The organism is Microbacterium hanjuni, assembly GCF_043556395.1.
Classification (GTDB): domain Bacteria; phylum Actinomycetota; class Actinomycetes; order Actinomycetales; family Microbacteriaceae; genus Microbacterium.
The window spans coordinates 1,086,391-1,109,541 of sequence record NZ_JBIGIK010000001.1 but is presented as its reverse complement, the minus strand read 5'-3'; the positions used below and the strand labels follow the sequence as shown (position 1 = coordinate 1,109,541).

General features: G+C 64.7%; 15 protein-coding genes. 9 read left to right on the top strand and 6 right to left on the bottom strand.

Annotated elements, in window-relative coordinates; translation table 11 throughout:
- Positions 1-76 precede the first annotated feature (76 nt).
- A complete protein-coding gene (locus ACFXP5_RS05560; RefSeq protein ID WP_394543832.1) occupies positions 77-2,038 on the top strand; it encodes a hypothetical protein in 1,962 nt (653 codons plus the stop codon).
- Positions 2,039-2,063: 25 nt separating this feature from the next.
- On the opposite strand, the gene rfbD is transcribed toward ACFXP5_RS05560, so the two are convergent.
- The 3 genes from rfbD to rfbA are packed head-to-tail and all read right to left on the bottom strand — an operon-like array spanning position 2,064 to position 5,359.
- On the bottom strand, positions 2,064-3,491 hold the full coding sequence (gene rfbD / locus ACFXP5_RS05555; protein ID WP_394543831.1) for a dTDP-4-dehydrorhamnose reductase: 1,428 nt from the start codon (positions 3,489-3,491) through the stop codon (positions 2,064-2,066).
- Entirely contained in the window at positions 3,488-4,486 is a 999-nt protein-coding gene (rfbB, locus tag ACFXP5_RS05550) for a dTDP-glucose 4,6-dehydratase (RefSeq protein WP_394543830.1), read from the bottom strand. The genes rfbD and rfbB overlap by 4 nt, the downstream gene beginning before the upstream one ends.
- 3 nt (positions 4,487-4,489) lie before the next feature.
- Positions 4,490-5,359, bottom strand: coding sequence for a glucose-1-phosphate thymidylyltransferase RfbA (rfbA, locus tag ACFXP5_RS05545; protein WP_394543829.1), 870 nt, complete (start codon positions 5,357-5,359; stop codon positions 4,490-4,492).
- Between the two features lie 280 nt (positions 5,360-5,639).
- Between rfbA and ACFXP5_RS05540 the strand changes: the two genes are divergently transcribed.
- Genes ACFXP5_RS05540 through ACFXP5_RS05525 form a run of 4 tightly spaced genes read left to right on the top strand, consistent with a single transcriptional unit; the run spans position 5,640 to position 11,638 of the window.
- Positions 5,640-7,523, top strand: coding sequence for a rhamnan synthesis F family protein (locus ACFXP5_RS05540; protein ID WP_394543828.1), 1,884 nt, complete (start codon positions 5,640-5,642; stop codon positions 7,521-7,523).
- Positions 7,523-9,460: a rhamnan synthesis F family protein gene (locus ACFXP5_RS05535; RefSeq protein ID WP_394543826.1), complete on the top strand. Its 1,938-nt coding sequence runs from the start codon at positions 7,523-7,525 to the stop codon at positions 9,458-9,460. The genes ACFXP5_RS05540 and ACFXP5_RS05535 overlap by 1 nt, the downstream gene beginning before the upstream one ends.
- Before the next feature lie 37 nt (positions 9,461-9,497).
- Complete coding sequence (locus ACFXP5_RS05530; protein WP_394527528.1) at positions 9,498-10,424, top strand: ABC transporter permease; 927 nt, start codon at positions 9,498-9,500, stop codon at positions 10,422-10,424.
- A gap of 5 nt (positions 10,425-10,429) precedes the next feature.
- Complete coding sequence (locus ACFXP5_RS05525; protein ID WP_481825236.1) at positions 10,430-11,638, top strand: ABC transporter ATP-binding protein; 1,209 nt, start codon at positions 10,430-10,432, stop codon at positions 11,636-11,638.
- Positions 11,639-11,664: 26 nt separating this feature from the next.
- Here the strand turns inward: ACFXP5_RS05525 and ACFXP5_RS05520 are convergent, their stop codons facing one another.
- On the bottom strand, positions 11,665-13,557 hold the full coding sequence (locus ACFXP5_RS05520; RefSeq protein ID WP_394543824.1) for a glycosyltransferase family protein: 1,893 nt from the start codon (positions 13,555-13,557) through the stop codon (positions 11,665-11,667).
- 371 nt (positions 13,558-13,928) lie between these two features.
- Complete coding sequence (locus ACFXP5_RS05515; protein ID WP_394527523.1) at positions 13,929-14,402, bottom strand: GtrA family protein; 474 nt, start codon at positions 14,400-14,402, stop codon at positions 13,929-13,931.
- A 116-nt stretch (positions 14,403-14,518) separates the two neighbouring features.
- Between ACFXP5_RS05515 and ACFXP5_RS05510 the strand changes: the two genes are divergently transcribed.
- Positions 14,519-15,451: a glycosyltransferase family 2 protein gene (locus ACFXP5_RS05510; RefSeq protein WP_394543823.1), complete on the top strand. Its 933-nt coding sequence runs from the start codon at positions 14,519-14,521 to the stop codon at positions 15,449-15,451.
- Positions 15,452-15,453: 2 nt separating this feature from the next.
- Positions 15,454-17,364, top strand: a complete 1,911-nt coding sequence (locus tag ACFXP5_RS05505; RefSeq protein WP_394543822.1) for a DUF6020 family protein — start codon at positions 15,454-15,456, stop codon at positions 17,362-17,364.
- 15 nt (positions 17,365-17,379) lie between these two features.
- On the opposite strand, the gene ACFXP5_RS05500 is transcribed toward ACFXP5_RS05505, so the two are convergent.
- Positions 17,380-19,416 (bottom strand): DUF6541 family protein, encoded by a 2,037-nt coding sequence (locus tag ACFXP5_RS05500; protein ID WP_394543820.1) that lies wholly within the window; start codon positions 19,414-19,416, stop codon positions 17,380-17,382.
- 122 nt (positions 19,417-19,538) lie between these two features.
- On the opposite strand from ACFXP5_RS05500, the gene glf reads away from it, so the two are divergent.
- Positions 19,539-20,675: a UDP-galactopyranose mutase gene (gene glf, locus ACFXP5_RS05495; protein ID WP_394527517.1), complete on the top strand. Its 1,137-nt coding sequence runs from the start codon at positions 19,539-19,541 to the stop codon at positions 20,673-20,675.
- A 67-nt stretch (positions 20,676-20,742) separates the two neighbouring features.
- Positions 20,743-22,767 (top strand): DUF6541 family protein, encoded by a 2,025-nt coding sequence (locus ACFXP5_RS05490; protein ID WP_394543818.1) that lies wholly within the window; start codon positions 20,743-20,745, stop codon positions 22,765-22,767.
- Positions 22,768-23,151 lie beyond the last annotated feature (384 nt).

The window sequence follows — 23,151 nt, the reverse complement described above, 5'->3', positions numbered from 1 at the left end:
GGTATTCGCGTCTGCTGTCGCACTCCTCGTATCGTTGCCGGCCACGGTAGCCCCTGTCCCTTCGAGCGAAGCGGCTGTGGCTTCGGACTTCAACCCCGGCAATATCATCAGCGATCAACTGTTCTATGACTCTCAGGCGTTGGACGCGAACGGGGTGCAGAGCTTTCTCAATCGCCAGGTGCCGAATTGCCGCGCCGGCTACACCTGTCTCAAGGATTATCGGCAGAACACCGATAACCGCGCTGCCGACCGGTATTGCAACGGTTACACCGGCCGGTCGAGCGAGTCCGCCGCGCAGATCATCGACAATGTCGCGCGCTCCTGCGGAATCAGCCAGAAGGTGTTGCTGGTGCTGCTGCAAAAAGAGCAGTCACTCGTGACCTCGACCTGGCCGGAAGCAGGACAGTATTCTGCGGCGACGGGTCAGGGATGCCCAGACACGGCCCCGTGCGACAAGGCAACCGCGGGCTTTTTCTACCAGGTCTACTACGCCGCCCGACAGTACGAGATCTACCGGCTGACTGCGTCCTCCTGGGGCTATCAGGCGGGGCGATGGAACAACATCCTGTACCACCCCGATTCTTCCCGGAGGTGCGGTTCGGCGCGCGTATACATCGAGAACCAGGCGACAGCTGGGCTGTATATCTATACGCCGTACACGCCGAACACGGCGGCCCTGAACAACCTTTACGGCACGGGTGACAACTGCTCCGCGTACGGCAACCGCAACTTCTGGCGGCTCTACACCGATTGGTTCGGCTCAACTCAGACGCCGGCGGTCAACCAGTCCCCCTTCGGGAGTCTTGATATCGTGCGAGGGGCGCCCGGCGGAGTGCAGGTCAGTGGGTGGGCCGTGGATCCGGAAACCTCTTCGTCGATCGAGGTGCATACCTACGTGAACGGCGTCGGCGTCGCGGTCCGAGCAGAGGGAAACCGTCCCGATGTGGGCGCGGCTTACCCCCAGCTCGGATCGCAGCATGGCTTCGACCTACGCATACCTGTCCCAGCGAGCGGGAGCTATGAGGTCTGCTCGTTCGCTATCAATGTCGGAGTCGGAGGGAACACTCTCCTCGGTTGCCGCACGGTAACAGCTCTCGTGGGGTCGCCGGTTGGTTCCATCGACAGAATCGAGGGGATAGACGGCGGAATCTCGCTTCAAGGCTGGGCTTTTGACCCAGATAGTCCGGACCCAATCGAAGTGCACGCGTACGTTGACGACGCAGGAACCCCGTTCGTCGCTAATGGTGCCCGCCCCGACGTTGCCGCTGCCTATCCGGGCTGGGGCGGCCAGCACGGTTTCGACACCGTCCTGCCCGCTTCGCGCGGTGCTCACCAGCTTTGCCTCTTCGCCATAAACGTCAAGTCGGGCGAGACGCTCAACATGACTTGTGAGGAGGTCGTGGTACCGGGCATCCCGTTTGGAAGCCTTGACACCGTGACCGTTCAAGGGGGGAAAGTCCGGGTGGACGGATGGGCTATCGATCCCGACATTACGACTCCCATTGAAGTTCACGTCTATGTCCGCGGCGAGGGGTCCGCCCACATCGCGTCCGTTTCCAGGCCGGACGTCGCGCGAGCATATCCCGGGTCCGGAGCTAACCACGGATTCTCCGCGACGGTGGCGGCCCCGGTAGGGAAATCGGACGTCTGCGCCTTCGCGATCAACGACGCGGCTGGGGGACACACGCTTCTCGGATGTCGCTCGATAACAGTTACGGATGCGGCGCCAATTGGGTCCATTGACGTCGTGAGTGCCACACCCGGGACGATTAACGTGGCGGGCTGGGCGCTGGATCGTGACACCGGGAAAGAGCCTACGGCTGTCCACATCTATGTGGATGGTGTGGGGATCGCGAAGGTGGCAGACCTGTCTCGAATGGACGTCGCAGCGGCTTACCCTGCGGGGGGTGATCGTCACGGGTTCTCGACGAGCATCCCGAGTCAGTCAGGGAGAAAGTCGGTCTGCGTCTGGGCCATCAACGAGAAATCATCAGGGGCGAACACATTGCTCGGTTGTCGAGACGCCATCGTCCCGTAAATGAATCTGTTTGAGCTGGTGCTACCTATCTGTGTTTCACAGCCTCAAGGTATGTCACGAGAGATGACCCGCTGTCTCGCAGTGCGCCTCCCTTGGACTCAATCTTCTTGAGCGAGAGCAAACTGTTGCTCGGTCGTGGTGCGACGGGGCCTTTGGCGTTGGCGAAGTAGTCGGCGGTCGATACGGGTGTGACGCGGTCGGGGTCGTGGCCGGTGAGTCGGTAAACCTCGCGGGCGATGTCGTACCAGGTGGTGGGTTCGCCGGTGTTGGTGACGTTGTAGATTCCGGGTTCGGCGTGCATGTTGAGGAGGTGTGCGATGGCGTCGGCGAGGGTGGTGGTGAAGGTGAGGCGCCCGGTTTGGTCGTTGACGACGGTCGGGTTGACGCCCTTCGCGGCGAGGGTGGCCATGGTGCGGACGAAGTTGTTGCCGTCGCCGATGACCCAGCTGGTGCGGATGATGTAGTGCCGGGAGACGGTGGCCACGATCGCGTCGCCGGCGGCTTTGGTTTGTCCGTACACGCCGAGGGGGCTGACTGGGTCTTCCTCCGTGTATTCGCCGTGTTTGGTGCCGTCGAAGACGTAGTCGCTGGAGACGTGCACGAGGGTGATGCCGTTGGCGGTGGCGATGCGGGCGAGGTTGGTGATGGCGGTGACGTTGCCGGCCCACGCGGCGGTTCTGCCGTCGGGGGTTTCGGCTGTGTCGACGGCGGTGTACGCGGCAGCGTTGATGATGGTCGAGTAGTCCCGCCACCGCCGCGCCGTGCCCAGGTTCGGGTCGGTGAGGTCGAGGTCTGCGCGGGTGGCGTATTCGATATGGGGGGCGTCACCGAAGGTGTCGCGAAGAGCGCGGCCGAGTTGCCCGTTGGCGCCGGTGATCAGGATCTTCGCGGGGGTCATGGGGACCACGTCGGCGAGGCGCGGGTGCGCGAGGTCTTTCGCGCTGATCTCCACCTGGTCCAGCGGGATGGGCCAGGTGATGGCGGCGGTTTCGTCTGCGAGGTTGAGGAAGGTGTAGGAGGCGGTGGGGGACCAGTGGTCGTTCACCAGATACGTGTACGCGGTGTCCGGCTCCAGGGTTTGGTAGGAGTTGCCGACACCGCGGGGGACGAAGATCGCTTTAGAGGGGTCCAGTTCGGTGGTGTACACGGCACCGAAGGTGTCGCCCTCGCGGAGGTCGACCCAGGCGCCGAAGATCCGCCCGGTCGCGACGGAGACCCATTTGTCCCAGGGTTCGGCGTGGATACCGCGGGTGGTGCCGGCGGCATCGTTGAAGGAGATGTTGTTCTGCACCGGCCCGAAATCCGGCAGCCCCAGCGCGGTCATCTTCTCCCGCTGCCAGTTCTCCTTGAACCACCCCCGCGCGTCGCCGTGGACGGGCAGGTCGAACACGACCAGGCCGGGGATGGTGGTCTCGGTGACACCGAGGGGTTTCGAGAACTCGATCACGGTCACTGTCCCTTGGTGGCGTAGAAGGCTTCGACGCCGTCTTTCGCGCCGGCCCACCAGGCCTCGTTCTCGCGGTACCAGTCGATCGTCGCGGCAAGGCCCGCGTCGAAGTCCCGGTATTGGGGGGCCCAGCCGAGTTCGGTGCGGAGTTTGGTGGAGTCGATCGCGTACCGCATGTCGTGACCGGCCCGGTCGGTGACGTGGTCGTAGGCGTCCGCGGGCTGGCCCATCAGGGTGAGGATGAGTTCCACGACGGTTTTGTTGTCTTTTTCCCCGTCCGCGCCGATCAGGTACGTCTCCCCGATGACACCCTTGTCGAGGATGGTGAGGACCGCGGAGGAGTGATCGTCGGCGTGGATCCAGTCGCGGACGTTCTCCCCGGCGCCGTAGAGCTTGGGGCGGATCCCGCGGATCACGTTCGTGATCTGCCGGGGAATGAACTTCTCCACATGCTGATACGGGCCGTAATTGTTGGAGCAGTTCGAGATCGTGGCCTGCACCCCGAAGGACCGCACCCACGCCCGCACCAACAGGTCGCTGCCGGCCTTCGTGGAGGAGTACGGGGAGGAGGGGTTGTAGGGGGTGTTCTCGGTGAACCGGGCGGGGTCATCGAGCTCGAGGTCCCCGTAGACCTCGTCGGTCGAGATGTGGTGGAAGCGGGTGCCGTGCTTCCGGGCCGCCTCGAGGAGCGTGTAGGTGCCGACGATGTTGGTGTCCAGGAACGGGCGCGGGTCGTTGAGCGAGTTGTCGTTGTGGGATTCGGCGGCGTAATGCACCACCGCGTCCGCGTCCGCGAACAACCCGTCCACGAGCTCGGCATCGGCGATGTCCCCGACGACGAGGTTCACCCGGTCCTCCGGGAGCCCGGCGAGGGAGGCTTCGTTTCCGGCGTAGGTGAGTTTGTCCAGCACGGTGACGGTGTGGTCGGTGTGGTCGATGACGTGGTGGACGAAGTTGGAGCCGATGAACCCGGCACCACCGGTGACCAGAAGATGCGCCATGGGTTACTTTCCTCGTTTCAACAGATCCAGCAGGTACGCCCCGTACCCGGACTTCACCAACCGGCCGGCGCGTTCTTCCAACTCCGCATCGGTGAGGAACCCCTCCCGCCACGCGACTTCTTCCGGCACCCCGATCCGCATCCCCGTGCGCCGCTCCATCGTGCGGACATATTCACCGGCGTCCATCATCTGATCGAACGTCCCCGTGTCCAGCCACGCCGTCCCCCTGGGGAGGACCTCGACCTGCAGTTTCCCGGCGTCCAGGTACGCCCGGTTCACATCCGTGATCTCGTACTCCCCCCGCGGGGAAGGCTGCAGATTCCGGGCGATCTCGATCACGTCGTTGTCATAGAAGTACAGGCCCGGGACGGCGTAATTGCTCTTCGGATCCTTCGGCTTCTCCTCCAACGACACCGCACGCCCGGCATCATCGAACTCCACCACCCCGTACGCCGACGGCTCCGCCACGTAATACGCGAACACCGCACCCCCATCGACATCCGCATACCGCACCAACTGCGTCCCCAGACCGGGACCGTAAAGGAGGTTGTCACCGAGCACCAGGGCGACCTTGTCCGACCCGATGTGGTCCGCACCGATCGTGAACGCCTGCGCCAAACCATCCGGAGACGGCTGCTGCGCGAACGTCAGATTGATCCCGAACTTCGACCCATCACCCAACAACCGCTCGAAATGCTCCGCATCATGCGGCGTCGTGATCACCAAAATGTCCCGAATCCCCGCCAACATCAACGTCGACAACGGGTAGTAGACCATCGGCTTGTCATACACCGGGATCAACTGCTTCGACACACCCAACGTGATCGGATGCAACCGCGTCCCCGAACCACCCGCAAGGATGATGCCTCTCATGCGCTGCCTTTCCTGGTCGCTGCAACTATCAAAGAGGCTATCGGCGGCTGGGGTGATCGACCGCATCGATCGGCGGAGCCGGCGTTGGTGGCGAGCTGACGGGCTTGCTCAACGCGAGTGCGGTCCTGCCGATTGCGTAGACCCGGCGTCGCTCAGGGAGGCTTAGCAGAGAACGGATAAGATATGGCGTTCGCTTGTCGGTTGTCCGGCATTTGCGCGGGGACGATGAGTAAAGGCGGCAGATCGCAACATGCGGAACGTACCGACGGATGAACCTGGCGTGGTCCGCTGGATCGTGTACGCCACCTCCCGCAGGCTGCCCGGCCCGGATCGGTCGGTCGTGCACGCGCTGGCAGCGTTACGGCCTTTTGCCAGCCGGCTCATCGTCGTGCATCCGGGCGACCTCGAAGGCACATCGAAAGACGAACTGGTCGCTATCGCGGACACGACAGTTCGAGCGCCCGGGGATCGGTTCTCCCCGTCGGCCTACGCCCTCGCTCTCGAGAGTCTCGGACCGCTTGACTCCGTCGACGAGGTTGTTCTGACGGGCGACGCATGGTTCGGTCCGGTGCGTGACCTCGGGCCCGTCCTCGAGCGAATGGACGAAACTGGCGCCGACTTCTGGAACATGGTCGAGAACGTTCGCGGCGTGCGCGAGTCGTTTCCCGAGCAGAGTTTCAGCGCGGTCGCGCAGCCCTGGCAGTGGCTCGCAGTGAGGCCCGCCCTGTTCTTGACGGTGGCCTGGAAGGATTACTGGGCCCAGGAGCGAACTGAGTACCAGCAGATCTCGCAAGAGGTCGACTTCGCCGCGCACTTCCGCGCACTCAAGTTCGCCGGGGGCGAGGCGTTCCCCGTCGCCAGCTTCACCTCCGACGATCCGAGCCTGTTCGCCAGCGAAGAGCTGCTCGATGCGGGCCACCCGTTCGTCGACCGGGCGGTGTTCACGAGCTATCCACCGTTCCTCGACCGGAATGCCGTTCTCGGTCGAGAGATCTCTCAAACGATGGGGGAGTACGGCTATCCCCTGGACTTGTTGTGGGAGAACCTCGCTCGCACGACGGCGCCCAAGACCATCTATGCAAACGCCGGTCGGCTCGACGTGCTGCCCGAGGTCGTGACGGCGTACGACCCCGATAAGCCGCAGCGCATCGCGGCGATCGTCCACATCACCGACCTCAATGGCACGTCGGAGATATTGGAACGGTTGGAGCATCTCCCGACACCGCTCGATGTGTACGTGACCACGACCGAGGGCACGTCTGCGGCCAAGTTGGAACAGCGCCTCGAAGCGTGGGTCGAGGGTACCGACCGGGTCTATGAGGTGCGCGTCACCCCGGCCAGCTTCGGTCGCGACATGAGTGACTTCTTCGTCGCATTCCGCGACATCCTCCGCTCGGATCGGTACGACCTCGTGGTCAAACTCCACGCGCGGCACGCTTGGTGGAAGACGGTGAACCGTCGTCGGTACTTCCGTCGGTATCAGCTCGAAAACCTTCTGAGCAGCGCTGGCTACGCGCGCAATGTCATCGGAATGTTCCAAGCTGAACCCGGGCTCGGACTGGTCTTTCCGCCGATGATCAACATCGGCTACTCGACCATGGGAAACGGCTGGAGCTACCTGCGGGAGCCGGCTGAGGCACTCGCGGCGCGTCTGGGGATCAACGTGCCCTTCGACTCGGTCTCCCCACTTGCGCCCTACGGTGGAATGTGGGTGGCTCGACCGGAGGCGCTTCGTCTGATGGTCGACGTCGGGTGGCGGTTCGTCGACTACAGCAGAAGGTATGACCGCAAGTATCGGAGTCTTGCCCGTCTTCAGGAGCGAATGGTCACTTACGCCGCTGGCGAGCTCGGATATCACTCGCGCACCGTCATGAACGCCGAGCATGTGGCCATCAGCCACACCGCCGTTGATTTCAAGCTGGATCAGTTCCTGTCAACCACGCACGGGTGGCCGGTGCAGCAGATCCAGCTCCTTCACCGTGCGGGCTACACAGGGTACGGCGGTCCGGTGGCGCTGGTGCGGATGTATCTCCGGCTGCACCACCCCCGGGTGGTCCGCACGCTCGGTCCGCTCTATCGAATCGCCTACAAGGCGTACGGCCCAGTCGCCTCCGCGCGCCGAGTGCTCGGACGACTACGACCGCAGAAATCCGAGGGGGAGTGATGAAGACAGCAGAACTGATCGGCTATCCAGAGCGCGACGCGGTGGCCTACCCCGAAGATGGCAAGCGGTTGCTCATCTACGTCATCTACAACCGTCGAGGCGATGTAGAGGAGTACATCTCGCACGCCTTGCTCGCCATGCGCGAACACTGCGACCACATCCTCGTCATGGTCAACGGTCTGCTCGGGCCGGCGGGGCGTGAACGGCTCGAGCCGGTCTCCGATCACATCATCGTGCGTGAAAATCGCGGTTACGACATCTGGGCCTATAAAGAAGGTCTCGATTTCATGGCCGAGCGGATGCCGGAGTTCGAAGAGGTCCTCCTCGTCAACGACACGTGGTTCGGGCCCATCCGCCCCTTCGCTCCTGTCTTCGAACGGATGGACCGGAAGTCTTTGCACTTCTGGGGCATGACCGACCACATGCGGGTCGAGCCAAACCCGTTCACGCAGACGGGGTACCTCGCCTACCACCTGCAGTCGTACTGGGTCGCCGTCCGTAAGGGAATGTTCCTCAGCCCGGAATGGTCCGATTACTGGCGAGACCTGCCGGAGATGAATTCCTACTCCGACGCGGTGGCCAAGCACGAGGGGGTCTTCACCGAGCATTTCACCGGCCTCGGCTTCTCGGGTGAGGTGGCGTTCCCCACGCTCACCGACCAGCAGGAGAACCACTCGATTCTGTACGCGGAGCAGCTGATCGACGCCGGTTGCCCCACGCTGAAACGGCGTCCCTTCTTCCAATGGCCCGTCTTCATGGATCACGTCGGCGTCATCGGTCGCTGGACACTGGATGCCGTCGCGCGCACCGGATACCCGGTCGAGCTGATCTATCAGGATCTGGCTCGCAATGTCGAACCGCGTGTCCTCAACGCCGACGCGGCCATGCTCGAGGTGCTTTCGCCGGCGGTGTCGTCCTACGACTCGTCCGCGCCGCTGAAGACGGTCGTCATCGCGCACATCTACTATCCGGAGATGACGCGCGAGATTCTTGAGCGGGCTGACACTCTCCCAGCGGCGTACGACCTCGTGGTCACCACGCCCGACACCACTCGGGCTGAGCAGATCCGGGCAGCCCTCGACGAGCATGAGCCGCGCGGCTCCGTCGAGGTGCGGGTCGTTGAATCGAACAACGGGCGTGACCAGGCGGCTTTCCTCATCGGGTGCCGTGACATTCTGCTCGGCGGCGACTACGAACTCGTCGTGAAGGTCCATTCGAAGAAGACACCGCAGGACGGGGCGAACATCGGGCGGCACTTCAGACGCCAGCAGTTCGACAACCTCTTGCCCGGCCAGAACGAGACCGCAAACCTGGTCGCGATGTTCCAGCGCGAGCCGGGTCTCGGTCTGGCCTATCCGCCGACGATCCATATCGGGTACCCGACGATGGGTCACGGGTGGTGGGCGAACCGACCCGGGTTCGAGGAGATGCGCAAGGAGCTCGGGGTACAGGTGCCAATGGACGAGGTCTCGCCGCTCGCGCCGTTCGGGTCCATGTTCTTCGCTCGCCCCGAAGCACTCCGACTCCTCGCGGAGCATCGGTGGTCGTATGACGACTTCGGAGGAGCGGAGGCGTACAAGGACGGCGGTCTCGCCCACGTGCTCGAACGCATGCCGACCTACGCGGCGGGTGAACTCGGTTACCACACGCGCACCGTCGCGACGCCCGAGTACCTTTCGAAGAGCTATCCCATCTTGGACTTCAACCTGGATCAGGCAGCCAAGACGCTCCCCGACCACACGATGCATCAGATCGGCTTCCTGAGACGCGCTGGAGACATGGGCGACGGCACGCTCCGGGACTTCGTGAACATGTGGGTGCGTCTGCACCGGCCGGGAACGGAACCCAAGGTCGATGTCCTCTTCGAACGCACCCAGAGGATCAGGGGCGCGCTGTGGCGGGCGCGCCATCCTCGCTCGTGGTTGCGCGCACGATGAGTCGTCAGCCTTCACTCGGTTGGCGTGGTTAGGGTGAATGGAAATGTCTAACCCCTATTCCGCCGTGGCGGAAGCGCGCTTCCAGCGACTGTCCTCGCTCCCTCTTCAACCCATCGGTGGCTCGACGACGTTCGGTGTTGCCGCTCTGGGCCGCTCGATTCGCGACATCTTCTCGCATCGAGAGACGCTGGATCTCCTGATCAAGCGCGACATCAAAGCGCGTTACAAGGACTCCGCCCTCGGTTTCCTCTGGGCGCTCATCCGCCCCCTCATCCAGTTGGCGATTTATTTCGTCGTACTGGGCCAGTTTCTCGGCGCCGCGAGGGGTATACCCGATTTCGCCATCTTCGTCTTCACCGGGCTGACCGCAATGGGGCTGTTCCAGGAGATCGCCACGGGCGGGACGGGTTCGATCCTCGCCAACGGTGGCGTAGTGAAAAAGGTCTACATGCCGCGGGAGATCTTCCCGCTCGCGAGCACGGGCTCAGCGATCTTCAACTTCGGTATCCAGATGATCGTGTTGATCGTCGCGACGATCCTCGTGGGCAAACCTCCGCTGCACTTCGGACTCGTCTATGCGGTGCCGGCCGTGCTGCTGATTCTGGTGTACGGGCTGGCTTTCGCCCTCTTTTTCTCCGCGGTGAACGTCTATTTGCGGGATGTCCAGTACCTCGTCGAGGTCGTGACGATGCTGCTGATCTGGCTGTCGCCGGTGCTCTACTCCTGGCAGATGGCGCGAGACATCATCGGCAATCCGGTGCTGATCGATGTCTACACGAACAACCCGCTCACTTTGGCGATCCTCGGTTTCCAACGCGCGTTCTGGGTCGCCGGCGATTCCCTGGCCGCGCCTGACCACCTCGCGCTGCGGATGCTCGCTGCCTTCGGGGTGGGGCTCGTGCTGCTCTTCCTCAGCCACCGCGTCTTCGTGCGCCTTCAGGGCAATTTCGCCCAGGAACTGTGAGTCGGATGCAGCAGCGCAGCGGGCCGATAGACGCGTCCCCCCGTCCTGAGGTCGTGGTTCTGAACGCGGTCTCCAAACGATTCACCGTACGTAAGGACACGTCGCTGAAGGAGCGAGTCGTCACACTCGGGCGGGCGGGTCGGCAGCACCGCCAGGATTTCTGGGCCCTCAGTGACGTGAGCCTCAAGATTCGAGCGGGCAGCACGATCGGTCTCATCGGCCACAACGGTTCGGGAAAAAGCACGCTCCTCAAGGTGATCGGTGGAATCATCCAGCCGTCCTCGGGGGACGTGCGCCAGCGGGGCCGCATCGCGGCGCTGATCGAGCTCGGCGCGGGGTTCCATCCTGACCTGAGCGGGCGCGAGAACGTCTATCTCAATGCTTCGGTCCTCGGCTTGAGCCGGGAGGAGACGCGCGAGCGGTTCGACGACATCGTCGAATTCTCGGGCGTCGGCGATTTCATCGACACTCAGGTGAAGTTCTATTCGTCGGGAATGTTCGTGCGGCTCGCGTTCGCGATCGCCGTCCACACCGACCCTGACATCCTCCTCGTCGACGAAGTGCTCGCCGTCGGTGACGAGCAGTTCCAGCGGAAGTGTCTGGACAAGATCCAGGAGTTTCAAAAGCAGGGGCGCACGATCATCATCGTTTCTCACGCTCTGGACCAGATCGAGGAACTCTGTGACCGCGTCGTGCTGATGCATCGCGGACGAGTCGCCTACGACGGGCTCGCCGAGACCGCGGTCGAACGTTTCCGGCAGTTGCTCACAGGGGAGAGCGGTGTCGGAAAGGCACGGCCCGTCGAGACTCGCCATGCTGCCGAGATCGAACGAGTCGAGGTGCTCGATGTGCGGGGCAAGAGCGTGGGCGAGATGCGCCAGGGCGATTCGTTCCGCATCCTCCTCACGGTTCGATCCGCGCGACCGCTCGAGACGTGGGCGCTGGGGTTCAGCATCGACAATGCGATGGGTCAGCTCGCGCTCGCCTCGAACACGGATTTGCTCGGCATCCGTCTCCCACCTCTTGACGGCGTCCGCACCGTGGAGATCTTCGTCGACGCGGCGCAGTTGAACGTGGGCAGCTACTACGTGAACGCCAATGTGAATGGCATCAGCGAACCGAGCGCCCACGCTCTCATGCAGGGCGCCGAGTTCACCGTTCGAGGCGAGAGCGCTTCCCTGGGTTCAGTCGCGGCACTCGTTCGCATCGAGTAACCGACCTCCCAGCCCCACGGGCGCCCTCAGATCGCCTCGATCACCGCGTGCAGAAGGGTACGGGCGCGGGCATCGAAGGAATCGCGAGAGCGAATCATCGCGGAGATGCGGCTCAGCTCCTCCTGATCGGGAAACGCGGCGTCGATGTCCCCACGGAGCAGGGCGATGAGTTCGTCGACGTCGCGATAGGTCACGACCGCGCCCTCGAACGTCTCACGGATACCCTCGACGTCGTCGCTGATGACCCGGCCGCCGGCGGCGACCACGTCGTACGGCCTGTTCGCTATGAAACCCTGCTCCTTCATGGCGGGCCAGTGATCGTTCAGAACGACGTCTGCCTGTTCGTAGAGCGCAGGTAGGTCTGCGTTGGGTACGCCTGTCCCTGCGATGGCGCTCGCGGGTATCCACTCCCGCCAATCGGGTCCGAAGACCTGCACCGGTATCCCCGCGCGGATCGGAGCCACAACGGAGGGACGGAAGATGCCTCGAGCCGTGCCGACGAAAACGATGTCGCGTCCACGCGCTCGTCCCGAAGGGTGGAACCGGGTCGCATCCGTGCATTGGAGAAGCGGCCGGATCTCTTTCCCGAACTCTCGCGAGGCAGATGACGCCCAGGGCTGAGAGGCGGCGAAGACGATGTCGAACGCGCCGACGCTCTGCCGATCCTGTTCGTCGGGGTGGCTGATGACCCAGAGAACCGAGATGCCCGTCTCGGGCGGGTCTATCGGCTCGGGGCCTCGTAATGCGACAGTCACGTCGTCCAGGCGCGTGGTCGCTCTGTTGCGGGCGGGATAGGCGTCGATCACCACCTCCTGTCCGAGTCGCCGCAGCGCCGCCGCGAGACCGCGCGCGAAGTGCGTGTCACCCCACCATTCCGCGCGTGGTCCAGCGGGGGCCGCTGTTTTCAGCGCCCACCGGAGAGCAGGCACCGTCTGGCCGTTCTCCAGGCGGACCGATCTTCCCGGTCGCCGAAGGCGGGGGCGTTGACCGTGCTCGAGCTGCTCCCACCCTGCTCGCTCGAGGAGGGCACGCGAGGAGCCCTCGACCTCGACGGACGGGGGCGGCGGTGCAGGCGTTCGAGACCGCGCGACCAGGTCAGTGTGCACTTCGGTCGGCACGTTGGCGATGCCGAGCATCGCGATGAGACCCTCGCCCGTCGCCTCGTGGGGGAGGGGCCCGCGGATCACGGCCGCTGGTACCGCAAAAGTCGGCCCTGACAAGGCCGGTACCGTGATGACGTTCTCGACCGCGATGCCCTGAGCGTCTTCGGCAGGGTGTCCCGCGAGGATGCGGCCTTCCTTCGCCGTGCCCGCCGCAGCGATCGTGCCATCAGAGTCCAGCCAGAGTGGAGCGACCGCTCGGCCCGGAGCAGCGCGTTCGGCGAGTGTCGCCGCCGTCTCAGCATCGAGCGATTGATTCGGACCGCGAAGGATGATGACCTCCGCCTGGCTGGATAGGACGACCTCGTTGATGGCAGCCGCGGTGGAAGATTGCGGTCGAAGAATCGCGCGCAGTCGGGGCTGACACCGAGCGAGGAAAGCAATCTGAGACCACACCTCCGGGTGGCGATCCGTCACCGCCAAGGCGGCCGCGCCTCCCCGTGCGAGGTAGCCCGCGATGTCGGCGAGCGACTCGTCGAAGTCGGTCTCGTTCTCGCCGAACGCCGCGATCAGCTCAGCTTGCGCTCCACTGTCGGACGACCCCACATCGCCGTCCCGGAGCGATGCGGCAGCCGCCGCGGCGTCGGTGATAGCAGCTCGGAGCGACGTCCACCCCGGCGCGGCGGGAAGCGCTTCAGCCCCGAACGGCAGCGATTCCTGGGCCCGGCGGCGCCAAGCCGACCCCACCGGACCGCCGGGCTCGCCGACGCGATCGGGATGGTTCCGCATGTACGCGGGGGCGTCCCAGAGCGGACTCACCTGTATGCCTCGAGGATCGTTGATCAAGTAGGCGTACAAAGCCGGAAGCCGATTGATGCCAGGGAGATGGTCACCGACCGAGACGTCCACGAAAAGCGGGTTGAGCCGGAACCCGGTCTGAAAGCCTCTGCGGACGTAGTGTCGGATGGCCCGACTGTTCGATACCGCCCGCCCGAGTTGCGCGGCCACGTAATCCGAGTCGACCAGATCAGCTGCTCCAATGACGCGAGCCCACCGGATTCGGTCGACCTCGCGCCCCAGCCGCCGTGCCACCCCTCCCACCCAGGGAAGACGACTTCCCAGGCCCCACAGCGACCGGAGCGGGGACGCCGCGTCCTGACGACGAGATGGCCTGCGAGGCCCTCTGGCAATCACTCCGCTGCAGCGGTCGTCGGGGTCTGGTCGCTGGGGGAGGCGGGGAAGACGAACCGGTCGTAGGTCAGGAATCGGAAGACCGTCGCGAGTGCCTGGCCGATGAGCGTCCCGGAGATGTTGTCGGGGATGGGCCCCTCCAGTCCGAGCACGTAGCGGGAGAACCAGAGGCAACCGAGCTGAAGACCGATCGCGATCAGGTTGAACACGGCGAAGAGCACGTAGCGAGACCAGCGCCGAGGCAGATGCCGGTCGCCGAAGGTCCAGTACCTGTTGCCCACGTAGGTGACGAGCGATGCGATGACGATCGCGATGATCTTCGCAAGAAGCGGTTGGTCGTAGAGCGGCCCGACACCGGTGACCCAGAACGCGAGCAGGTTGAAGACGACCGCATCCACGACGAAAGCAGCGCCCCCGACGACGAGGAAGGCGACGCCTTGTTTGGCGCGCTTCATCGCGGAAGGTGCGGTCATCGGGGTGCTCCTGCCTGAGTCTGAAAGGGCGCCCGTGTTAGCCTTGACCGGTTTGGGCCGTAGGAATACGGCACGGATCACCAGATTCCAATTCTAGCGGCGGAGAAAATTCGAGCATGTCATCGACCCCCGTAATCGCGGCGGTCGTGCCGTGCTACAACGAGGAATTGTCCGTTGCGAGCGTCGTCCGCGATCTCAAAGCCGCGGTCCCGGACATCGTCGTCTACGTCTACGACAACAACAGTTCCGACCGCACGGCCGAGGTCGCGGCAGCGGCTGGTGCGATCGTTCGCCACGAGACGCTCCGCGGCAAGGGAAACGTCGTGCGGCGGGCTTTTGCCGACGTCGAAGCCGACATCTACGTGATGATCGACGGTGACGATACCTATGAAGCGGCCGCGCTCCCACGGATGATCGACGTTCTGCTCGAAGGCCCGTACGACCACATCCTGGGCGTGCGTACCGAGTCCAAAGTCGAGGGCACCGCTTATCGGCCGGGGCATGAACTCGGCAACAAGGGGTTCAACTGGCTCGTCGGCAACGTGTTCGGCGCCGAGGTCAACGACATGCTCAGCGGGTACCGCGTCATGTCTCGTCGTTTCGTGAAGAGCTTCCCCGCGCTCTCGCGGGAGTTCGAGATCGAAACCGAGCTCACGGTGCACGCGATGAGCGTGCGCGCTCCCCAGACGGAAGTCGCTGTGGGCTTCAAGGATCGGCCCGAGGGTAGCGAGAGCAAGCTCCGCACATATCACGATGGCTTCCGGATCCTGGCGTTGATCGGCCAGCTCATCCGGCACGAGCGCCCGTTGTTCTTCTACGGCGTCCTGGGTGCCCTCCTGGTCGTGATCGGCCTCATCTTCGGCATCCCCGTCGTCGTCGAATACTTCAACACCGGCCTTGTTCCTCGCCTTCCGACGGCCGTGCTCGCGGTCGCCTTCGGCCTGTTCGGGGCGCTCGCCTGGACGGTCGGGTTGATCCTCGACGGCGTGCTCAAAGCCCGACGGGAATTCAGCCGTCTCAACTACCTCCTCCACTCGCCGCCCCGCTGACCGTGAGCAGGTCGATCCTTTCCCGGTTAGCTGCTGAACTGATCGGCTTCATCGTCGTCACGGTGGGGCTGCTGGTGACGGCGCAGCGATTCACCGCGGGGGGTGCCCGCGTTTGGATCGCCATCGCCGTCGCGTTGGCCCTCTACGTCGTGGCCACTCTCGCTCAGCTTCGGTGGCCACGACGGGAGACCCGTCGTTTCGTCGCCTATCTGAGCACGGTGAGCGCGGTGCTCGCTGCGCTGATGCTCGTGGCCCTGTCCTACCGGGTCTATCGCGGGGTCGAACCCCTCGCGGCGTCGTTTCCGACCCTGCTCGGAACGCTCGCGGCTCTTGCGGCGGTGGCGTTGCTTCTGGTGCGCGCCGTCCAGGTCATCCGCGCCATGGTCGTTCGACCTGCGCGATGGCCCGCCCTCGTTCGCTTCGCGCAGGGCAAGAGCTGGTCGTTCCCCCTGATCCTGCTCGCTCTCACCGTGCTGTGGGCTCCCGTCCTCGTGCTCCTCGCGCCCGGGTCGACGACCTACGACGGCACACGTCAGCTGAATGAGATCCTCGGCGCATCCATCCCCGAACTCGGATTCACCTACGTTCCCTCCAACCATCACCCGTGGTTCGCCACGGTGTGGCAGGGGGCGCTCCTCTCAGCAGGCATGGGCATATCCGGTGGTGACATCAACGCCGGGCTGGCGGTGCACTCGATCGTGCTGGTGTCGGCATCCCTCGTCACATACGCGGCCGTGATCCATCGCATCCAATCGTTGACGAATCGGGGGTGGATGCTGGCCGCGCTGGCATTCTTCGCAGCCATCCCCCACTTCGCCAACTACGCGATGCTCTATGAGAAGACCGGTTGGTATCAGCTGGCACTCATCTGGTTCTTCCTGGGCGTCGTCGACGTCGCGTTGCGACGTGGCAGTGGAATGACGCAAGCACTGCAACTCATCGGCGGCGGGGCGCTCGCCGCGCTGTTTCGCTCGAACGGGCTCTACATCGTCGTCCCGACCTTGATCGTGCTCGCCCTCTGCGTGCTGCGGCGCGAAGATCGACGTCGCCTCCTCGTCACCGCCGCGAGCGTGGTCGCCGTGCTCGCCCTGTTCTTCGGGTGGACCAGCGCGGTGCTGCCGCGTCTCGGGGTGGTGCCGGCATCGCCGGGTGAGGCACTCGTCGTTCCGTTTCAACAGGTCGCCCGCATCGTGGTCGAGCACGGTGACGAGCTCACTCCCGAGCAACGCGCTGCGATCGACGCAGTGATGCCGATCGACGAGATCCGGGCCGCCTATGACCCGGAGAACGGCGACGGGGTGAAGGGTCTCTACGAGATTGATTCGTTCTTGATCACCGACACCGGTATCCGCAAGATGCAAGACCGAGGGGAGTGGTGGAACGACCCGACCGTCTCGGCCGACCGCAACGCGTTCCTCGCCGCATGGTTCCAGCTGATCGTGCAGCATCCGGGAACCGCGGTGAGTGCGACGGTCAACAACTCGTACCTTTACTTCGCTCCTCCCCTGAACCGGGGAGAGGACATCAGTCTCTTCACGGGCGGCCTACCGGGATATTTCGTCTTGGCGAATGAGTACACCGGCGACTACCGGCACACCGCAGGCGAGACGGCGAATCAGTTGCTGGTGGACTACTACCGGGGGTGGGCGACGACGCCGGGTCTCAACATGCTCGTCAACCCCGGCCTGTACGGCTGGATCGTCATAGCGCTCGGCATCAGCCTGGCATTCTGGCCTCGTCGCGAGCGTCTCATGATCTTCACCCCGGTCGTGCTGATCTACCTGATCAACTTCGCCGGTGCGCGCAACGGAGACTTCCGATACACGGTGCCGTTGGTGGCGCTCGTCCCGATCTGCCTCGCTGCCTGGTTCGCGATGTCGAAGTTCAGCGGGCACCCGAAGCCCGCCGATTGATGGTCGTGACCGGCTTCAGCCGTCGCAGGCGGTGACCCGGTAGAGAGCGAGGTCGCCGTCGCGCAGCACCTCTTCGAAGCCCGGAGTAAGAGGTGTGACGTCGACGCCCGCGAACATCTCGGGGACGTACCCGAAGATGCCGCGCTCGCCGGTTTCGAGCTCCACCACGTACTGCACTCCGAGGTCGTTCACAGCCCGGCAGACCTCGGGATCGTCTGCAGCCTCGTTCAGAGAACTCATCACGATCTGCTGGTCCGCGCTCGGCACGCCCATCCAGTTTCCGGGGAGCGCAGGGAAGAGCACCTGGATACCGAAGAGGGAGTACGCCATCGCGCTGCCGTCGAAGGGATTGTTCGCAACGACGGCATCGGGTCCGACGATCTGTTCGACTTCGCTAAGGAAGCTCTCCTCAGCAGGCGAGACCCATTGCTCGTCGCCGGTGAAAGCCTTCTCGCGGAGGGCGTCGACGCGCCATTCCAGAGGCGACTCCGCGATCGAGAAGGCGAATGTCACCGCGACGACGCCGGCGACGGCGACGGATTTGGCACGGGCCCCTGGCTGACGCAGAAGACCGGAGAGCCGCCCGGCTATCGTCACGATGGCGAAGGCGATGAGCGGCAGGGCTACGATCGCCCCGGCCGCCGCGAGCCGCGTCGAGTCGGCGTACCAGAAGCCGACGAGGTAGCTGCGCAGTGAGCCGGGTCCGCCCGTGAACCCCGAAGAAACGACGAAGAGGGCTCCGAGCAACCCGTAGCTGATCGCCCACCAGCGAGCCTGCCGTGTGACGAAGACGAGGACGATTCCGGTCACGGCGAGCGCTCCAAGCAGAAGCTGTCCCTCCGTGCCGTTGCCGAAGAAGATCCATTCGCCCACGGCCTGCGCGTGACTCTGGTACTTGTTCCAGACGTCCACGGCGACGGTCCGTGCAAGGAAGGAGGAATCGTGCAGCACGACCCACGCGATGGCGAGCACAACGCTGAAGGCGGCGACTGCGGCACCGGCTGCCCACCGCGGTGCGCGGGGGAGTCGACCAGCCGAAAAGAACCGCGCAACCGTCGTGTACAGGATCGGCAGGAGGATCACCAGCAGCGTGAAGGCGCTGTTGGGCTGCGCGAAGAGAATGGCGACGGGAACCGAGACCACGGCCACAGCGGTTCCTACGCCGGAGGCCCGCAGATCCCGCCACGAGTGGGTTGCGACGGCTCGGAGCAGCTGGATGAGTACGACGAGGCACGCTGGAGCCAGCGCATACGAGAAGAAGTTCGGATACAGCAGTCCGAAGGCGAAGAAGCCGATCGGAAATACAGCGGGCAAGAACGCGAGCGCCGAAACGGCGAACGCACCGGTCGGTGCGGTGCCGAAGAGCGTCCGATACAACCAGATGAGCCCGATCGGCCACACCGCCAAGACGACGAAGAGTACCGATCCGTGAACCGCCGCCGCCGTGGATGATCCGGTCAGCTCGGACGTGAGGGCGACAAGCGAATGCCACGCAGCGGGGTAGAAGTGATTCCCGACGGTGCCATCGAGGAGCCCTGTGTGCAGCGACGAGGCGTCACCGGTCTGCATGATCCACCGGACGACAGAGAAGTGCCAGATGGTGTCGTACTCGTAGGAGGGAGAATCCGCCGCTCCGGTCGGCCGCACGTACAGCCAGATGACGGCGGCGGCGTTCACAAGCAGTCCACCGGCCGCCCACCACAGCGTCGGGGTGTCGGCAAGACGCCGCGGGCGTTCCAGCCGGAACGCCGAACGCTGAATCAGCCACCGCAGGCCCGCGACGATCAGGAAGGCGACGACGGCCAGAGCCCCGTACGACACCGCGCTCCAGGGGATACCCATGACCGAGAGAACGACGGCGCCACCACCGGCCAGCGCTGTGGAGGTCACGGGAGCGAACGCCAGCGCCCGGCGGATGGTCAGCCCGGCTCCCCAGAGGATCAAGGCTCCGGGGACGATGAGAAGGAGGGCGAAGATGAAGATTGGGGCGATGGCCGGGACCCAATCGAGAACGTCCTGGTACATCAGAGAAGAGGTCTCCCGGTCGCGCATGCCGCCGAACGGTGGCCCGGCGATCCGGCCCAGTCTACCGAGGGCGCTGAGGTCGGCCCGGTAGACTCTCGCGTCGGGGCAACGCCTCGCGACACCTCCGCTTCTTGAAAGGCGCTCGCTGCATGGATCTTCTCATCGTCGGCTCCGGCTTCTTCGGCCTCACGATCGCGGAGAGGGCGGCAGCAGCCGGGCGGAAGGTCACCGTCATCGACCGCCGACACCACATCGGCGGCAACGCCTACAGCGAGAACGATCCCGAGACGGGCATCGAGGTGCACCGCTACGGCGCGCACCTCTTCCACACGTCGAACCCGACGGTGTGGGAGTACGTCAACCGGTTCACGGCATTCACCTCGTACGTGCACCGTGTCTACACGAATCACAAGGGCGTCGTCTTCCCGCTGCCGATCAACCTCGGCACGATCAACCAATTCTTCCAAGCGGCCTACTCGCCCGACGAAGCGCGGGCGCTTGTGCATGAGCTCGCTGGGGAGTTCGACCCCAAGGATGCCCGCAACCTCGAGGAACGTGGGATCGGTCTGATCGGGCGTCCGCTCTACGAAGCGTTCATCCGCGATTACACCGCGAAGCAGTGGCAGACCGACCCGGCGAACCTCCCCGCAGAGGTCATCTCGCGCTTGCCCGTGCGGTACACCTACGACAACCGGTACTTCAACGACACGTGGGAGGGCCTCCCGGTCGACGGATACACCGCCTTGCTGGAGCGGATGGCCGACCACCCCAACATCGACGTACAGCTAAACGTCGACTACTTCGACGAAACGCAGCCACTCAACAAGAAGGCGACTGTCGGCCAGCTTCCCGTCGTCTATACGGGAGCCGTCGATCGCTACTTCGACTATGCGGAGGGCGAGCTCTCCTGGCGCACCCTCGACTTCGAACAGGAGGTGCTGCCGATCGGCGACTTCCAAGGCACCAGCGTGATGAATTACGCCGACGCCGACGTTCCCTACACCCGCATTCACGAGTTCAAGCACTTCCACCCCGAGCGCGCCGACCGATACCCGACCGACAAGACGGTCATCATGCGCGAGTTCTCCCGCTTCGCCACGCGCGACGATGAGCCCTACTACCCGGTGAACACCCCGGAGGACCGCGCTGGCGTGCTTGCCTACCGGGAGCTCGCCAAGGGCGAGAGCGGCGTGCACTTCGGTGGTCGCCTCGGCACCTACCAGTACCTCGACATGCACATGGCCATCGGCGCTGCCCTGTCGATGTGGAACAACACGCTCGCGTGAGCGACCGCGTCGACGACGATCTCGTCGGAACACCCCCGGCGGCGGAGGTCACCGGAGCGAGACGGCGATGAGCTGGTGGGCTGCAGCTCCGGCGGTCGCCGCCGCGGTGGGGATGCTGCTCCTTCCCGGAGCGATCGTCGTCCTCCCGCTTCGGATGGGCTTGGTGGCTCGCGCTGCGGTATCGGGCCTGACGAGCATCGCCCTCATCGGGTTCGCTGGAATCCTCTTCGCGCTCGGCGGGATCGGTTTCGCCGCATGGCAACCGTTCGTGCTGGCTCTGGCGGCGGGCGGCCTCGTCGCGGTGATCGATCGGCGCCGCACCCGTCTCGCGGGGCCGGCAGAACAATCGCGGTGGAGGTGGATCCTTCTCACGTGGGCTGTGACCGCCGTCTTGATCGGCGTGGTCGCGTTCAGCGGGGTTGCGTCGCCGGATCGAGTCAGTCAGACCTACGACAACGTCTTCCACATGTCCGCGATCGCGGCGATTCTCGACGGCGCAGATGCGTCATCTTTGACTCTTCGGACGCTCATCGAGACGGCACAGGTGACGGGCTTCTACCCCGCGGGGTGGCACTCACTCGTCGTCTCCGTCGTCCAGCTCAGTGGCGTCGTGCCCACTGTCGCCGCCAATGCGGCATGGCTGGCGGTGGCTGTCGCGGTGTGGGTGCCGGGGGCTGCGTGGCTCGCCCAGGTCATCTTGCGCCAGTTCGAACCGGGACTGGTCGCCGTTGTTTCGATTCCCCTTGCGGCAGCATTCGGGTCCATGCCCTACTCCCTACTCTCCTGGGGCACGCTCTACCCCACGTTCCTCGCCACCTCGCTTCTTCCTGCTGCCGTTGCGGTCCCGATCCTGGCCGGCCGCGCCCTGGGTGGCGCGCAGGGTCTCCGCCGCTGGCGTGTCCTCGTCCTCGGGTCGTCGGCGATCGTCGGAACGGTGAGCGCCCTGACCTTCGCACAGCCACGAGTGCTCGTCTCCTGGGCGCTGCTCCTTTCGCCTCTCCTCATCGGCGCGGTCGTCGGGCTGTTGCGCGCGAGCCTTCGCGCGGGGGGTGCGGCGCGTCGCCGAGCGATCTGGTCGATCGCGTCAGGCGGAGGTGTCTTGGCTCTCGCGGCAGCAGCGGGTTTCGCCTATCTGGTCTTCGGGCTGGGTCTGTTCGAGCGACCGCTTGACCAGCGGCTCGGTGGCCCTCAGGCTGCTGCGACCCAGAGTGTTGCGGAAGGCATCTGGCAGGGACTCGCTCAGGCGTGGCCGACGGGAGTCGGCGGCGTGGCAGCCGCACCGGCGGTCTTGCTCGCCGGGTTCGTGCTCGTCGGGATCGGCGCTGCACTTCGCAGCCGCGGTGTCCGCTGGGTCGTTGTCTCCTACGTCGCGGTAGTGGTCCTTTTCGCTCTTGCTGCGGGGTCGGATGACGTCGTTTCGAAGGTCCTCACCGCACTTTGGTACAAGGACCGGTACCGCTTGAGCTCGGTCGCTCCCGTGCTCGGCGTGACGCTCGCGGCGTTGGGGATCCTGGTGGCGGGACGCTGGCTGCAGCGCCGGGCGCGCTGGGCGGAACGCAGAGGCGTACTGCTCCCCGTCGCGGCCAGCTGGCTGGTGACCTCCACTGCCGTCGTGACCCTTGTCCTCACGGGGGCTACCGGGGCGATCGCCACGGTGTTCCACCTGCCGCCCGCGAGAGCTCAGACGGAGATCGTCTCGCAGGCGCAGATCGATTTCATGGCCCGCCTGGGGGACGTCGTTCCTGCCGATCAGCGCGTGCTCGGAGATCCGTGGGACGGGTCGGCATGGACGCAGCTCTTCGGTGACCGCGAACCCGTGTTCCCGCACGTCAACGGTCAATGGGACGCGGCTCGGTTGACCCTCGCCTATGGACTGGACACGATCGAGACCGACCCTGCGGTGTGTGCGGCGTTGGACGAGTTGCGCGTCAGATACGTCCTCTACAGTCCGCATGAGTTCGCCGGCGGAGACCCGGCGGGAAACCATTTCCCCGCTCCGCACCGCGCCGTAGAGGCTGGACTGTTCACGGAGGTCGCTTCGGACGGCGACTCGATTCTCTACCGCATCGACCAGTGCGCTCCGATGCAGTGACTGCGCGATGGTCGGGCCTGAGCGTCCGAGCGGTCTAGAATCGGCGAGGCCGCGCAGACGCAGGCTCACGTGCCGACCTTTCCACAAGCAAGGTGAGAATGACCTCGACCACCGACGAAGGAACCTCAGAGACACCCGTGCAAGGTACGAGGATGCCGCGAACGGCGCGCGACAGGTGGCGGAGTCAGACCGACGAGTTAGCTCGCAGGTTCTTCCCCCGGCCCGAGCCGGCGACACTTCACGGAGTTCGACGCGCTGTCCTTTTCTTGGCGCTGATTGTCGGCGGAACGTTGGTGTCCCTAGGAAGGACTCCCGTTCAATCTTGGAACGTGCTCTGGGCCGAAGACGGACCAGTATTCCTCAATGGCGCCCTGGGTGGGAACG

Coding starts and splice junctions, on each gene's coding strand:
- rfbB (WP_394543830.1), bottom strand. CDS start 4,486: ATGGCGCATCTTCTGGTCACCGGTGGTGCCGGGTTCATCGGCTCCAAC.
- rfbA (WP_394543829.1), bottom strand. CDS start 5,359: ATGAGAGGCATCATCCTTGCGGGTGGTTCGGGGACGCGGTTGCATCCG.
- ACFXP5_RS05535 (WP_394543826.1), top strand. CDS start 7,523: ATGAAGACAGCAGAACTGATCGGCTATCCAGAGCGCGACGCGGTGGCC.
- ACFXP5_RS05530 (WP_394527528.1), top strand. CDS start 9,498: ATGGAAATGTCTAACCCCTATTCCGCCGTGGCGGAAGCGCGCTTCCAG.
- ACFXP5_RS05525 (WP_481825236.1), top strand. CDS start 10,430: ATGCAGCAGCGCAGCGGGCCGATAGACGCGTCCCCCCGTCCTGAGGTC.
- ACFXP5_RS05515 (WP_394527523.1), bottom strand. CDS start 14,402: ATGACCGCACCTTCCGCGATGAAGCGCGCCAAACAAGGCGTCGCCTTC.
- ACFXP5_RS05510 (WP_394543823.1), top strand. CDS start 14,519: ATGTCATCGACCCCCGTAATCGCGGCGGTCGTGCCGTGCTACAACGAG.
- ACFXP5_RS05500 (WP_394543820.1), bottom strand. CDS start 19,416: ATGCGCGACCGGGAGACCTCTTCTCTGATGTACCAGGACGTTCTCGAT.
- glf (WP_394527517.1), top strand. CDS start 19,539: ATGGATCTTCTCATCGTCGGCTCCGGCTTCTTCGGCCTCACGATCGCG.
- ACFXP5_RS05490 (WP_394543818.1), top strand. CDS start 20,743: ATGAGCTGGTGGGCTGCAGCTCCGGCGGTCGCCGCCGCGGTGGGGATG.